14 protein-coding genes, 1 tRNA gene and 1 pseudogene are annotated in these 14,120 nt (G+C 45.6%); 4 read left to right on the plus strand and 12 right to left on the minus strand.

The window, feature by feature from the left end; all coding sequences use genetic code 11:
- Positions 1–51: 51 nt before the first annotated feature.
- From TM074_RS03275 to tilS, 11 genes and pseudogenes are all read right to left on the minus strand, one after another.
- Positions 52–522 (minus strand): nucleotide exchange factor GrpE, encoded by a 471-nt coding sequence (locus tag TM074_RS03275; protein ID WP_369000272.1) that lies wholly within the window; start codon positions 520–522, stop codon positions 52–54.
- A 9-nt stretch (positions 523–531) separates the two neighbouring features.
- On the minus strand, positions 532–1,242 hold the full coding sequence (locus tag TM074_RS03280) for a transcriptional regulator (protein ID WP_369000273.1): 711 nt from the start codon (positions 1,240–1,242) through the stop codon (positions 532–534).
- Between the two features lie 57 nt (positions 1,243–1,299).
- A complete protein-coding gene (locus tag TM074_RS03285; protein WP_369000274.1) occupies positions 1,300–2,667 on the minus strand; it encodes an LssY C-terminal domain-containing protein in 1,368 nt (455 codons plus the stop codon).
- Complete coding sequence (locus tag TM074_RS03290; protein WP_369000275.1) at positions 2,664–3,374, minus strand: guanylate kinase; 711 nt, start codon at positions 3,372–3,374, stop codon at positions 2,664–2,666. Before TM074_RS03290 ends, TM074_RS03285 begins: the two co-directional genes overlap by 4 nt.
- A gap of 81 nt (positions 3,375–3,455) precedes the next feature.
- On the minus strand, positions 3,456–4,418 hold the full coding sequence (locus tag TM074_RS03295) for a GTP-binding protein LepA (protein ID WP_369000276.1): 963 nt from the start codon (positions 4,416–4,418) through the stop codon (positions 3,456–3,458).
- Between the two features lie 60 nt (positions 4,419–4,478).
- Positions 4,479–5,030: a hypothetical protein gene (locus tag TM074_RS03300; RefSeq protein WP_369000277.1), complete on the minus strand. Its 552-nt coding sequence runs from the start codon at positions 5,028–5,030 to the stop codon at positions 4,479–4,481.
- A gap of 270 nt (positions 5,031–5,300) precedes the next feature.
- The gene (locus TM074_RS03305) at positions 5,301–5,885 is read right to left on the minus strand and encodes a hypothetical protein (RefSeq protein ID WP_369000278.1); all 585 of its coding nucleotides are present in this window, start codon (positions 5,883–5,885) and stop codon (positions 5,301–5,303) included.
- 20 nt (positions 5,886–5,905) lie between these two features.
- Positions 5,906–6,814: pseudogene (locus TM074_RS03310) on the minus strand (GTP-binding protein); the annotation flags it as partial.
- Positions 6,814–8,466 carry a murein biosynthesis integral membrane protein MurJ gene (gene murJ / locus TM074_RS03315; RefSeq protein WP_369000279.1) on the minus strand — a complete coding sequence of 551 codons (1,653 nt, stop codon included), beginning with the start codon at positions 8,464–8,466 and terminating at the stop codon, positions 6,814–6,816. The gene murJ and the pseudogene TM074_RS03310, both read right to left, overlap by 1 nt.
- Before the next feature lie 6 nt (positions 8,467–8,472).
- Positions 8,473–10,329 carry an ATP-dependent zinc metalloprotease FtsH gene (ftsH, locus tag TM074_RS03320; RefSeq protein WP_369000280.1) on the minus strand — a complete coding sequence of 619 codons (1,857 nt, stop codon included), beginning with the start codon at positions 10,327–10,329 and terminating at the stop codon, positions 8,473–8,475.
- A 40-nt stretch (positions 10,330–10,369) separates the two neighbouring features.
- On the minus strand, positions 10,370–11,206 hold the full coding sequence (gene tilS, locus TM074_RS03325) for a tRNA lysidine(34) synthetase TilS (protein WP_369000281.1): 837 nt from the start codon (positions 11,204–11,206) through the stop codon (positions 10,370–10,372).
- Between the two features lie 81 nt (positions 11,207–11,287).
- Between tilS and TM074_RS03330 the strand changes: the two genes are divergently transcribed.
- Positions 11,288–11,364 (plus strand) — tRNA-Met (locus tag TM074_RS03330).
- A 45-nt stretch (positions 11,365–11,409) separates the two neighbouring features.
- On the opposite strand, the gene TM074_RS03335 is transcribed toward TM074_RS03330, so the two are convergent.
- Entirely contained in the window at positions 11,410–11,574 is a 165-nt protein-coding gene (locus TM074_RS03335) for a hypothetical protein (protein WP_158386500.1), read from the minus strand.
- Positions 11,575–11,715: 141 nt separating this feature from the next.
- Here TM074_RS03335 and TM074_RS03340 point away from each other — a divergent pair, with 141 nt between their 5' ends.
- The 3 genes from TM074_RS03340 to TM074_RS03350 are packed head-to-tail and all read left to right on the plus strand — an operon-like array spanning position 11,716 to position 14,116.
- On the plus strand, positions 11,716–12,453 hold the full coding sequence (locus TM074_RS03340; RefSeq protein WP_369000282.1) for a hypothetical protein: 738 nt from the start codon (positions 11,716–11,718) through the stop codon (positions 12,451–12,453).
- A complete protein-coding gene (locus tag TM074_RS03345) occupies positions 12,447–12,734 on the plus strand; it encodes a hypothetical protein (protein ID WP_369000283.1) in 288 nt (95 codons plus the stop codon). Before TM074_RS03340 ends, TM074_RS03345 begins: the two co-directional genes overlap by 7 nt.
- A gap of 8 nt (positions 12,735–12,742) precedes the next feature.
- Positions 12,743–14,116 (plus strand): NAD(P)/FAD-dependent oxidoreductase, encoded by a 1,374-nt coding sequence (locus TM074_RS03350; protein WP_369000284.1) that lies wholly within the window; start codon positions 12,743–12,745, stop codon positions 14,114–14,116.
- Positions 14,117–14,120: the final 4 nt, after the last annotated feature.

The following is a 14,120-nucleotide window of genomic DNA, read 5'->3' on the forward strand; positions in this document are numbered from 1 at the left end:
AATTAGCACTCCCATGTCAAGAGTGCTAATTATTTAACTTTTCCAGATTACCTACTGACGCGTAACTTTAACCATCGAATCACGAATAACGGAGCCATTCAGCATATAGCCAGCACGCAACTCCTCAGCAATCACTTCTTTTTCACCCTCAGCTTCTTCATCAAACTGGATAGCTTGGTGCAATTCAGGGTTAAACGGCGTACCAGGTTTAGCGTCAATTTTCTCAAGGCCAATTTCTTTGAGCTGCTTGTCCAGTTGCTTACTCAGGCCGGCCACGCCTTTCGCCCAGGCATTATCCGCTAGCTCCTCTGGCACATTAGCAATCGCCCGCTCAATAGTATCAATCACTGGCAATAGTTTCATCACCGACTTGGCCTGACCCATGTTGTGCGCTGACTGTTTTTCCGCCTCGACACGCTTGCGATAGTTCTCGAAATCCGCTCGCGTCCGCTGCAAATCTAGCGTCAGTTCACCCAATTGCTGCTCTAAATCTTCAGTTTTCTTAGTCTTACTTTTCGTCATTTTTTCCTCCTACAACATTTCCTCCAGCATAGCGCCAGTTCGGCGCACCAGCTCCATCGTTCGACGGTAATTCTGCCGCGTCGGACCAATCACGCCGATGTAACTATTATTACTAAACTGTGAACAAAACCTACTAATAATCAACGTCGCACCAGAACTTTTGCCAATCGGATTCTCACTGCCGATAAATACATTGAGCGGCTCGTTCGGTGCCGCTTCACGTAGCCACGGCTCAATATTGTCAATCAGTCTGGCAATCGCCTGAACATGGCCGCCCTCGACAAACTCTGGCTGAGAAAACAGCTGAGTCATGCCATTCATATACAAGTGCGTACCAAACGACGCAAAGCCGAAATTGCCCGTCAGCTCTACCAAACTATCAACCGCACTGCGAATTGCCCGGTCAGACTTATCAACATGCGAGTTAACATGTGCTTCGATCGCTCTCGCACTGCGATCGATGCCGCTTGGTAATTCTGTCATCTGAGCGTCAGTGATACCATTGACATACACGCGGTATCCTTTATCCGTGGGGATTCGGCCAGCGCTGGTGTGTGGCGCTTCGATGAGACCCATCTCCTCCAGCTTGGCCATTTCGCTGCGAATAGTAGCGCTGGACACGCCGAATAATTTGGCTAACGTGACGCTACCAACTGGTACGGCAATTTCCGCATATTGCTCAATAATCGCGATAAGAATCGCCTGTTGACGTTCAGTCATGACCTGATTATAACTCATACTTGGCACTCATACAAGTAGAGTGCTAGAGCTTTAGCCCTATCGTCGCTCCGTAAAATAGCGCGCCGCATCTGAGGAAAACAGCATCATAATCATGATGTGTACGCCGATTGAAGTTAACAATAATACAGCTGAAGCGTTAATCCTTCCGGTCGTCACCGACACTGATTCAGTAATAATAGCAATCATTGCCACCGTCAATAGTGAGATGCGCGCTCGATTACTACCCCGAAGCAGCAGCCCAACCAAGATAAACTCCACGATCACCAATAGAATATTCAAGACGGCCATGATTGATAACGCCGTGTTAGCCAGATTGATGTCGATCTGTTCAATATTCATAACCACTGCCAAGATCTCCGGCCAGCTAGAAATATCAACTAAGGTTTGGCCAACGGCAAACAGCGACGCCAATATCATCAACACACTGCCAATCAAAATCTGCGGCGGCCGACGACTCCACAGCTCTTCCAGTAGCGTTTCGTGGTTGCGAGGACAGCGGTCATGAATTGTACCGTCCATAATAATCCCAAAACGCTTCAAGGTGGCAATGGGTTTATCAATCCTGATACGACCGACCTCCAGAATAGGCAAATCACCATCAGTACGAATCAAGTCACCACTCCCGTTGCGCGAATGGTAACCTGTCGAAAAATCCTTCAGAACCGCTACCCGAATATACTTTTCGCTTTTTTTAACGGATTCGATAATGTAGTCTCTTTCAATGTCAATATCTTCATCAATTTTATGCGTCAACTGAAAAGTAAACAACGACAATCCGACACTTTTATCGTAAGAGCCAGCCGCCAACCAATCCACCCGATGACCACCCGGCAGCAGCCAACCGTCCGGACAACGCCAAAAACGCACATGATGACGACGCCTTGGATTGCCATCAACTTCTTGTTGGTAAGCAAAATCTTGTCGCCGCCCAAACAAAAAAGCTGGCGAGACTGGCGCATTGGGATAGCTACGCCCACTCAATACGGTAAGGACCATCTTCCAAGCCGATCGCGGCGTAATGTCATCGGCCAGCACCCAGCCAGCCGCAGTCATAGCCTTATGCAGCTTCTCTTCAGACCCACGCACGCTCAGGTTAATAGGATCACTCAATATGCCGTCAGCGGTTCGGGTTCTACCAATAAAATAATTTGGCACATACATATTGCTCAATATTCTATGTAGACGCGGCAAAGCCAAATAAGAAACAATTGCCCAAACCACAAAAAATAGACCAACCAACCACCAGCCGCCTGTCGCCAAGCCCTCCCTAAACACCAGCCAGGCTAACCAAAACGACGCCAAGCCAGCAAAAATAAAAAACGATTGATCTAGTAGTATGGTGATGGTTTTTGATGATTGAGAGCCAATAGCTGCTATTTTCTTTGGGGTTTTTATTGAACTCATATCTTAATTATATCATTGAGAAGACCCCGGGCCGTCAAACGAGCTTCGTCGTCCTGGCGCTTAAAAATATCACCCCGTAAAATAATTTCTTCGGTCACCCGAACAGCCCTATCCAAATCGTCATTGATAATCACGTGGTAATATGGCACCTCTAGCGCATAAGTTAGTTCACTAATCGCTGACTGACGACGCTTTGGCCACTCCGTCCGAAAATCCTCTTCTGTGCCGTAGCGTTTTTTGAGCCGCTCAAGCCAAGTTTGATAATCTGGCGGCACAATAAAAATTGCGATACTCTCTGGAGCTAATCGCTCATATTCTTCCACACCCTGCACGTCAACATCAGTAATTGCGACACGATTCTGGTCATGCGCTAATTTTAATTCAGCCACCGACGTGCCATAAACCGTACCATGCACAAACTTAGCTTCAATAAATTCATTATTTTGTAGCATTTCCTCGGCTATTTTTTGGTCAATAAAATGATAGTCAATGCCGTCTTGCTCGATAGATCCATTATTAATCCGTGGCGAGCGCGTGGTGTGAGAGACAATATCACGAAATTCCGGCAACTTTAATAATCGTTTTTTTATCGTGTCCTTACCAGCGCCAGAAATCCCCGCCAGTAGCGCAATCTTTGTATCCCGCACTAGTTGGACGGTTGATTTGGTTGGCTGATAATTAGTAATTAAATTTTCAATCTCAGACATAATATTTATTTATGATAACTCATCCAGCACCGATTGCCAATCAGGAAGTTAACTACCACAAAATCAATTTCTATATAGGGACTAATCCCTCTTCAACATCACCGTAAACGCTTCTGACGGAATGTCGACCTTGCCAAATCGCTTCATGCGCTTTTTACCGCGGGCTTGCTTGGCGAGGAGCTTCTTTTTACGGCTAACGTCGCCACCGTACAGATAGCCAGTAACGTCTTTGCGGTAGGCACCGATGTTTTCGCGGGCGATAAATTTGCCACCAATCGCCGCCTGTAATGCTACTTCAAAGCTCTGGCGCGGCACCACGTCTTTGAGTTTTTTGACAATTTCCCGGCCCAAGCCTGGTGCCTCTGAGCGATGGCACATCACGCTCAGCGCATCAACCATCTCGCCTGCCACATAAAAATCAACGCGCACCAAATCTTCTGACTGATAGCCCGCCAGCTCATAATTAAACGAACCATAACCGCTGGTCACCGACTTCAATTGATCATAAAAATCCGTCAGCAAATTGGCCAGCGGTGCCGTAAAGGAAATCAGCGCCCGCTCATCGATGTAACTGAGATTTTTCTGCCGACCACGCTTGGCGACAATCAGCTGAATCACCGCACCGATATAGTCCTGCGGCACCACAATTTCGCCGTCAATCCACGGCTCGCGAATTTCTTTGATCTGCGCTGGGTCGGGCAATTCGCTAGCCGATTTGATATCCAATTCCTGGCCGTTCGTCAAACTAACCTGGTAATCAGTGCTCGGGTTGGTGACGATCAGATCCAAATTATACTCACGCTCCAGCCGCTCACGAATGATATCCATATGAAGCAGCCCAAGGAAACCGATCCGCACGCCATAGCCCAACACTGGCGAATTCTCTGGCTCGAACTGCAGCGCTGAATCGCTGAGACTCAGCTTTTCAATAGCCTCTTTCAGGTCGTTGTAATCTTCATTAGACACCGGGAAAAAACCCGCATAGACAAAGGGCTTGACTTCTTTGTAGCCGGGGAGAGGCTGAACGGTGATTTTTTCAGTCATGTCATCATATTATAGCATTTTACAGAGATGACGTCGAATTAACGTGTTAGCTTATATTCATCACGGAGTATACGACGTGTGTATATCAACTCGCCTCGAAGGTGAGGCTAATGGATACATATAGGGCAGTTCTCTATTTGGTATAATATCATAATATCGACGATGCCGATCATCATTAAATTCAGACTCATTGCCCTCAATAAAATGTAGCGCTGGACGGTTCCTCGAAATAGTATCACGCTGCACCAGCAGCCCAACATGCGACCACGTTTCCGACGTAACGTCTGGCTCCAACCCGTACTCGGCAAGCAACAAAGCAATGATGGGCTTGCGGATGACCGAGGTGTTTCCTGGCTCAAGACCAAGCGCAGGAGTTACCTCCTCAAAGAAATATTCCAACATGGAAGTCCCAGCCCGATAGTCAGATGGAGCATCACGAAACAGCATGCCAGCGAAGCACGCCTTTTTGCCAAGCCTCGCATAACTAAGCCGCGCCATGGGCTTATCCACATTTTCCCCAAACATAATTCTCTCTACTCCAGACGGCGCAATTCGCGCATGAGCTGGGACGCGGTCTCCATTGGCAAACGTAATTGGCGGTAAATCATTCATAGCTAATCATAATATTCTCTTGCTGTCACAGTATCGCCCGTCCCTTTGAGGACAGTGATAGTGCCGTCGAGTAATGACTCAACAGCTATCTGTGACAGATTATCAGGTGATATTATAACATCTTAAGTTAATTATGTCTATGAAATAAACGATCCTACTGATTAGCATACCACTCAATACGCTTAGCCCGCAGTGTTAGCATGTCAGTCAAGTCCCGCAGATATGCTGTGTACTGCTCAACGGTCTGAGGCAACGGTGACGATTAGACGATTAGAAATTATCGAAATTTGTTAGTATGTTAACTTGGTATTCGTCATCAACAAAATCTTGCAACAAGAAAAAATCGACATAGCCCTGAAAATCACCAAACCACTCAAAAAAGTCACGATAGCGATCAAAAACATCAATCAGCGGACTGTCTTCACCCTGATACCAGCGGGCAATACACTCTAACGTCAAGTCAAACCGATCACCAATTTTACGGCGCCAACCTCTCGCACGATTGATGGTTTGCGTACCGCCGCGTAGCTCGCTGGGGAAAATAATCTCTGAGCCGATGCGCCAATCAACATTATCTATTGCCGTCAAAACATCTTGTGGTGTCTGCTCAACAATCAACTTATTACGTTTCCAAGCTTCAAAGGTAGCTGCCATATTATCACTTGAAACAGGAATCTGGCACTGGCCGTCACTGGCTATCAAGTACGCTCCCTGATCCAACATAGTCAGTTGACGGCCATTAGGCAGTGGTTTAGTCCACAACTTAGCGTGATAGCGTTTTAACGTCAGGCTGTGCTGATCTGGATCTTTATTGTTAGCATCTTGACGACAATCAAACCAAACATCAATCATCACTAGCCTACATATTTTTTCAGCGTCACCGTATCACCCACCCGCGCTTCACGCGTAGTCTTCAGGTTAGTGACAATGTAGCCAATTTCGCCGGTATCAAGTGATGGGTCGGGGATCATACCAGGGCTGAGATAACCAACTTCCAGCGCCAAGCCATTTGCACCAGTCGCCATCATGTGGATTGATTCACCTTTTTTGATCTGGCCATCAACCACCCTCACATACAAAATCACCCCGCGATAATCGTCATAATAACTATCGAAAATCAGCGCCCGCGTCGGATCATCTATCTGGCCAATTGGTGCTGGAATTCGTTCAACAATCGCCTCCAAAACCTGATCGACATTCTGCCCAGTTTTAGCAGAAATATGAATAATCTCACTCTCGTCGCAGCCCAGCAAATTGATCACCTGCTTGGATACTCGCGGCACATCGGCGGCTGGCAAATCGACCTTGTTCAGCACCGGGATGATCGTCAAATCCTGCTCCATCGCCAAGTACACATTCGCCAGCGTCTGCGCCTGAATACCCTGGCTGGCATCAACCACCAACACCGCACCCTCGCAAGCCTGCAACGAGCGGCTAACTTCGTAACTAAAATCGACGTGGCCAGGTGTATCGATAAGATTGAGTTCGTAAGACCCAGCTAGTGGCAATCCTTCCAATGAATCGATAACCCTGTCGCTGGCGTTGCCTGCGACATTCGATTGAGAGGAAGTGGTTGCCGCTGGCTGGCGGTAGTGATACTTCATCCGCACCGGCGCCAGCTTAATGGTGATACCTTTCTCGCGCTCGAGATCCATGCTATCCAGCAGCTGCGACTTCATCTCGCGCTTCTCCACCGTCCCCGTCATCTCCATCATCCGGTCAGCCAGCGTTGATTTGCCATGATCAATGTGAGCAATGATGCAAAAATTACGAATATTCTCCATTAGCGCATAGACTCCAATCTTCCAAATAACATCTTTCTTAGCCGCGTCAAAACCGGATCAATTTCTGGCAATTTTAGCCACTTTGATGCGACGGCGTACACACCAAAACTAACCATTGAAATAACAACAAACTTTGGAAAAGCACTAAAGAAACTATCGTCGTGATAACGGAACGGTAAAATCAGCACACCGATATAACAAATTACACCGGTAATAATTCCAGCAATTATCATCCTAAAAATTGCTTGCATAAATGTCAGATCAAACAACTTTGGCATTTGACGATTCATCACAACCAATAAAATTACCACCTCTAAAACTGCTACCGTTGACTGCGCCCAAGCCAAACCATACGCACCCATTTTCAAAACCATAGATAAAACAATTGCCAAAATAATGTTCAGGGAAATAGAGAAAATTGAAATATAAAGCGGAGTTTTAGTGTCTTGGCGAGCATAAAATGCCCGAGCGGCCATGTGATAAATCGTCCGAAACAAAATAGCCACCACTAAACAACCCAAAATACCCGCAATCAATTGGTTGCCGCCATTACGAATAAAATGAACAACGTAGCCTCGCGTAAAGAAAATCACCACCGCTACCGGCAATGCCATCCAAAAAATAATCCTCAGCAGGGAACGCAAATCCTTTTGAAACAGATCATCACGCCCCTCGCCTAAATGCTCAGTAAGCTTAGGGAAGGCAGCATTAGAAATTGCCACGCCGATGAGATTAATTGGCATCAAATGTAAGGTTAAAGCCTGTTGATACGCTCGAACTGTACCATCCGCCAAGCGCGACGCCAAATTAACTTCGACCAAACTAACCACATAATCCATCCCCTGATCAACCGACCTAGCCGGTAGCAACGATAGGACTTTCCTAAATCCTCTATTACGCCAATAGATCTTAAAATTATAATCAAATCCCAGACCTGCTAACCCAACCGCGCTCACAATCAGCTGTAGGAATGACCCCAACACCACACCGAGCGCCACGCCCATAATTCCACCGTCAAATATCTGCCAACCGAATAAATTGATACCATTAGTGAACCATACCGTACCAATAATAATTCCGACATTATAAATCATTGGCGCTAGGGCACAGAACATAAATCGACCAACCGCTTGCTGAATACTGGCAATCACCGAGGCAATAGCAAAAATAAACGGATTCACCGCAATTACCCGCATCATACTCACCGCCAAAGCGTGACCTGACTCACTCAGACCTGGCGCAATTAGATATTTCATCAACGGATCAGCAAAAATAATAATCAACACCGACGCGACCATCGTCACTAGCGCCATAAAATTGATCATACTAGAGCTAATCTGCCACGCCGACTGCTTATTTCCCTTAACCCAGCGTTCATTAAAAACTGGAATAAAAGTCACGCTGAGGGCGCCAGACACCAACACAGCGAACATAAAATCTGGCACCATAAACGCTGCCGTGTAGGCATCTAATCCGACAGGGTAGCCAGCCAGCGCGCCGTTTTCGCTTGGCATATAGGCAGAGTTAAGCAACCGATCGCGGAAGAATCCCAGCAAGCTCGACAACAACGTCGAGCCAGCCAAAATGGTTGCAGCTAACTTGACTGTCAGCCGCTGATTAATTTTATCGACAGTTCTCCGGACGCGCCCCATAACAATTTACGCGTGTAATTTTGCTTCCTTTGGCAACTTTGCTCCCTGAAGGATTTCATCAACCGCCGCCTCTTCTAGAGTTTCATCTTTAAGAAGTGCATCCTTAAGATCCTCAAGTGACTTACGATTTGCAACCAATACCACTTCTGCACGACGCGCCGCCTCTTTGATTAGTGTCTCAACCTCTTGGTCTATTAACTCAGCAACCGCGTCTGAGTACGGCCGCTCACGAGTCATTTTATCAAACATCAAGCCACCGTTATCTTCGTGGAAAACTTGGTCGCGAAGCTTTTGACCCATACCTTGTTCTATCACCATATCACGGGCAATTTCGGTAGCCTTCCTTAGATCAGAACCAGCACCCGTAGTAATGCCATCATCACCATAGATCAGTTTCTCGGCAATTCGGCCGCCCATCGCCCGGGCCAAGATATCCTTGAACTCGTAGACATTAGTGTAGCTCTTATCTTCCGGCGGCAAGAACCAAGTCACACCGCCCGTACCGCCGCGCGGAATGATGGTAACTTTGTGAACTGGATCAGAATCCGGCAGAACATGGCCGACGATAGCGTGACCCGCCTCGTGGTAAGCTGTCAATTCTTTCTCGTGTTCATTCATCACCTTAGCTTTGCGCTCTGGACCAATGGCTACTCGTTCAAACGCTTCAGTCAACTCATCATTAGAGATCTTCTTTTTATTACGCCTTGCTGCAATGATTGCTGCCTCATTAGCCATATTAGCGAGATCCGCACCTGAAGAGCCAGCTGTCTTGGCCGCCAATTTATCAAGATCAACGGTGTCGTCAACTGGTTTTTTCTTAAAATGAACCTTCAAAATTGCTTCGCGATCCTTACGCTCTGGCAGGGTAATAGTTACTCGTCGGTCGAACCGCCCCGGTCGCAATAAAGCAGGGTCCAAAACGTCAGCGCGGTTAGTTGCCGCTAGAACAATTACATTTGTTTCACCATCAAAACCGTCCATTTCCACCAAAATCTGGTTCAAGGTCTGTTCACGTTCATCGTGACCGCCACCCATGCCAGAACCACGCTTACGTCCCACTGCGTCAATTTCATCAATGAAAATAATACATGGTGCATTTTTCTTAGCCTTCGAAAAGAGATCGCGCACTCGCGAAGCACCAACACCAACAAACATCTCCACAAACTCTGATCCGGAAATCGAGAAGAACGGCACGCCTGCCTCACCCGCTACAGCACGAGCCAGCATGGTTTTACCGGTACCTGGATTACCGACCAGCAAGACGCCCTTCGGAATCTTAGCCCCCAAATCCTTATATTTCTTTGGGTGTTTTAAGAAATCGACAACTTCTTGCAAGTCCTGTTTGGCATTATCATTGCCAGCAATATCTGAAAATAGAACTTTTTCTTTATCTTGACCGTACAGACGAGCCTTACTCTTACCAAAACCCATAGCCTGATTATTTTGGCCTTGCGCCTGGCGCATCATAAACATAAAGAAGACGACAATAATCAACACTGGCGCCACTATCACCGCCAAGTTCCACACTACCTCACCGGTTGTTGATGGTGGAATAACTTTAACCTCTACCTTAGCATCCTTATTTAAGCCCTGCTCATAAATGCTGCCAGACTCCTTAACTGATCGCTCGGTAGGCTTAGGCTGGTCTTTAACTGTGACCTTAATGTCATTGCCCTGAATTTCTAATTGAGCAATCTTACCTTCGTTCGCCCGACGAACCACATCTGATAAAGCTACGTCCTTAAGGTTAGACGCAGGGAAGAGCGTTGCATAAAAAATCAACGCTACAAAAATTATAATTGCCCAAAACAGTCCAAATTTTACAATCTGATTTATTCCGTTCTTACCGTTTCTTTGAGGCATCTTAACAGCCATTCTCAACTAATCCTTTCGCCTATACTAATCAAACTCTGTCTATTATAACATCTCTCATTGTCAATTTCATCATAATACCACCGCCAATTTGCCAACACGAACCAGGTTTTCCGGTTTTTATGGCAATTAATGTTCGCTCCAACTGAGAACCCAGTAACGAAACATCGTAATGTCGTAAAATATGACAGTAGATTAATTCTTGTGCGACATTATCATCAATCATGGTCAAAAAATATCGACTATTTACAGCCTCATCAAACCCCTCTAGCTCCTGCTCAATCTCTATTCTCAATTTTCTCTGCTGTCGCCAAACCTCATACACGCCAGCCTTTTGATATTCATCAAGTTCACAATTTATCCGACGCCTAAATCTATTCCTTTGATATGCATCGCTTTGATTTGTTTCATCTTCACACCATTCCAGCTTTTGGCGAATTGCATATTCATAAATTCTCTGCTTTGTCCATCCGCTCATTGGCCTAGCAATCTCGCTATCACTCATACCAGCCAGTCCACGCCACCTGGAGCCACGAGCCAAATTCATAGCCACAGTCTCAATAATATCTTCTCGATGATGCGCCGTCACTATCATCCCATCAAAATCCGCCGCCACGCCACGCAAAAATTCATAACGCCTTTGTCGCGCCAATTCTTCGCTAGCGCCAGAGCCCAACTTCTCACGCCGACAAACAAATTGAATCTTATATTTGTCAGCTAAAGCCTCAACAAACCTAGCATCACTTGCCGAATCCTCACGAATACCATGATCAAAATGAGCGACCACCAGATCTTTTTCTGTCCGTGACATTAAATCCAGTAATACTACCGAATCAATCCCACCACTGACTGCGACAATATATCTCACCCATCTATTATCTCATAAAATACTTATACCCAAAAACGTATTTGGCAAAATCTGTACTATCTGTTACAATCAATGAGTCGTGGCACCGTAGCTCAGCTGGTTAGAGCGCAGGACTCATAAGCCTGAGGTCGGTGGTTCGGGTCCACCCGGTGCTACCAGATATTATTTATTTTCCTCGTCAACTGGCGAGGAATTTTATATGACTAGATTAACTCTAATTCATCAGATTGGACGCCATCTAGGGCAGCCAACTGTCGCGACACAAAACTATCCAGCTCCCACGAATTGCGCTGTCGATCCCAAGTTGCCAATTCCTTTTTTCGAGTTACCTCTAAAAATTCAGACAATTCGCTGATATTTATTTCCATGATGTTTTTCCTTTTTGTGTTAATTATTTAACTGTCCTTATACTATCATAAATTTGACAAAAAAGCAATACCTTTTTAGCCTATTATTTACCTTTTTATTCCGCTTGTGCTACACTAGTGGGGAAGGATTTATACACAAACATGACCCCCGTAACAATCTCATCGCTAGCCATCATAGTTTTTACGGCAATTATCCACGCCAGCTTTCAACTAAGTGTCAGTGTATTAACATTACTAAGCGGTCATTCAATTGGCAAAAAAACCGCTCAACGAAAAATCTTTCGCATGAGTAATAGTTTTGTGATTGGCGTATTAACCACCACTCTACTACTAATTAGCTCCGTTTCTTACTTTTTGTCTCTGTTAATCCATCATGTCACCAGTACCGAGCAGCTCGTTGCTGCAATTGTTTCTGGGATGATGTTTGGATTAGGTATCGCCATCTGGGCATTTTATTATCGCCGCCAGCCTGGCACCTCATTATGGATTCCGCGCGGTTTTGCTGATTATCTAAATAAACGCACCAAAAAGACTAAAAACTCTGTTGAAAGTTTTGCCCTAGGCCTAACCAGTGTAATTGCGGAAATTATCTTCATCATTGCACCAATTGTTACTGCTAGTCTAGCCATAATCACCCTACCAAACCCATTACTACAAGTTGCTGGCGTCGTCACTTATATCATCATATCAATACTACCCCTTTTAATTATCATCGTGCTAGTCGGCGGTGGTCACAATATTTCTAGTCTGCAAAAATGGCGAGAAAACCATAAACGATTTATACAATTTGCAAGCGGCGGAAGCTTGCTTATCCTAGCTGCCTTTATGTTTGTCGATCGCGTTATTGGCGTAATCAGCTACGGAGGTAGCCTATGGTAAGATCCGAGCAAATTTATGTTACAAAACAAGGGAAGCGACCGCCAGAAGAATTTAGCCCCGATAAGCTACATAATTCTATATTTGCTACCTGCCTGAGCGTTCGCACGCCAGAAGGACAGGCCCAGGACATTGCAAAAACCGTCACTTTAGGTGTTATGAATTGGTGCGAAACTCGCCCGGAGATAACTTCTGCCGACATTCGACGACAAGCTCAGCGTATTATGAAAGACCTACATCCCGACGCGGCTTATTTATATAAGAATTATAAAACTATAATTTAGGAGATTTAATGTCACAAAAACCGACATTTGACTATGACTATATCGTAATTGGTAGCGGCGCTGGCGGTTCGCCAGCAGCCAGTATATTGGCTAGTGCTGGCAAAAAAGTTGCTGTTGTAGAAAAATCAACATTTGGCGGGGAATCGCCAAATTGGGGAGACGTACCAACCGGATTTATGTCCTACACCATCAACACTTATCAGATTACCAAAAATGCCGCTAAATTTGGACTACGTACTAACTCTGTTGGCTATAACTACCCCTCCCTGCTCTCCTGGAAAGATGTCGTCACCAAAAGAACTGGCGCCGGCGGAAACCGTCGCTACTATGAGAAACAAGGCATTAGTGTATTTGCAGGAAACGCCCACTTCTTAAGCCCAAACGAAATTGCCGTAAATCGCAGACATTTATCGGCCCGCAAATTCCTTATTGCCACTGGCTCTGATTGGCAAATTCCAAAAATTCCTGGGTTAGAAAACACTACATACCACACCCCAAAAACTATCTTCAATCTAAAGCGACTGCCAAAGACCATATTTGTTATAGGGTCAAGCACTGCAGCCCTGGAGCTGGCTCATATATTCTCAGTTTTAGGCACTAAAGTTTATATAGCAGAAGAGTCATCGCGAATCTTGCCGAATTTTGACGAGGAAGTTAGTAACCTCCTGACTAACGACGCAAAGAAAAACCGTAATATATCCGTTCTAACCTACACCAAAGTTATTTCAATCCAAAAATCTTCTATCCAAAAACGCATTACTTTCCTACAGGGTCAAGTTGAAAAATCAGTACGTGTCGATGAAATTTTAATTGCCGACCAACAAATACCTGCGACAGACTTGGGATTAGAAAATGCTGGCGTAAAATACACAAGAAAAGGTGTTTCTGTCGACTCTTCCCTACGAACCTCTGCGCGACATATTTTTGCTGCTGGAAGTGTCGTGGATACTACCATCCAAACACATGAAGTTTTAAGCCAAAGTCGTATAGCTGCTCATAATTTGCTGCATAATAACAAGTTAAAGACGGGCGGCTCACCACGCTTACAAGTAGCTTTTACGCAGCCAGAGATTGCCCAAGTGGGTATGAATGAAAATGATTGCCGAAAGAAAGGCATAAAAGTGAAAATGGCAATTGTCCCGCTGACAAGCGCCGTACGCAGCAATATTACCGACCAGCGAACAGGATTTGTGAAGCTGATTGTTAATCAAAGACGAGTAATTATTGGAGCAACGATAATCGGACCGCATGCCAGCGACATGATAGCCGAGATATCACTAGCCATTCGACATAAAATTACCAGTGACGAATTAGCCGCCACACCACACTGTTTCACTTCCTGGTCAGAAGCTGTACGAATTGCCGCTGGAAAACTTCTCTAATTAC

The sequence above is a fragment of the Candidatus Nanosynbacter sp. TM7-074 genome (assembly GCF_041006295.1).
In the GTDB taxonomy this organism is placed as follows: domain Bacteria; phylum Patescibacteriota; class Saccharimonadia; order Saccharimonadales; family Saccharimonadaceae; genus Nanosynbacter.

Excerpts from the sequence above, each read along its gene's own strand:
- TM074_RS03275 (WP_369000272.1), bottom strand. The coding sequence starts at position 522 with ATGACGAAAAGTAAGACTAAGAAAACTGAAGATTTAGAGCAGCAATTG.
- TM074_RS03280 (WP_369000273.1), bottom strand. The coding sequence starts at position 1,242 with ATGACTGAACGTCAACAGGCGATTCTTATCGCGATTATTGAGCAATAT.
- TM074_RS03285 (WP_369000274.1), bottom strand. The coding sequence starts at position 2,667 with ATGAGTTCAATAAAAACCCCAAAGAAAATAGCAGCTATTGGCTCTCAA.
- TM074_RS03290 (WP_369000275.1), bottom strand. The coding sequence starts at position 3,374 with ATGTCTGAGATTGAAAATTTAATTACTAATTATCAGCCAACCAAATCA.
- TM074_RS03295 (WP_369000276.1), bottom strand. The coding sequence starts at position 4,418 with ATGACTGAAAAAATCACCGTTCAGCCTCTCCCCGGCTACAAAGAAGTC.
- TM074_RS03300 (WP_369000277.1), bottom strand. The coding sequence starts at position 5,030 with ATGAATGATTTACCGCCAATTACGTTTGCCAATGGAGACCGCGTCCCA.
- murJ (WP_369000279.1), bottom strand. The coding sequence starts at position 8,466 with ATGGGGCGCGTCCGGAGAACTGTCGATAAAATTAATCAGCGGCTGACA.
- ftsH (WP_369000280.1), bottom strand. The coding sequence starts at position 10,329 with ATGCCTCAAAGAAACGGTAAGAACGGAATAAATCAGATTGTAAAATTT.
- TM074_RS03335 (WP_158386500.1), bottom strand. The coding sequence starts at position 11,574 with ATGGAAATAAATATCAGCGAATTGTCTGAATTTTTAGAGGTAACTCGA.
- TM074_RS03340 (WP_369000282.1), top strand. The coding sequence starts at position 11,716 with ATGACCCCCGTAACAATCTCATCGCTAGCCATCATAGTTTTTACGGCA.
- TM074_RS03345 (WP_369000283.1), top strand. The coding sequence starts at position 12,447 with ATGGTAAGATCCGAGCAAATTTATGTTACAAAACAAGGGAAGCGACCG.
- TM074_RS03350 (WP_369000284.1), top strand. The coding sequence starts at position 12,743 with ATGTCACAAAAACCGACATTTGACTATGACTATATCGTAATTGGTAGC.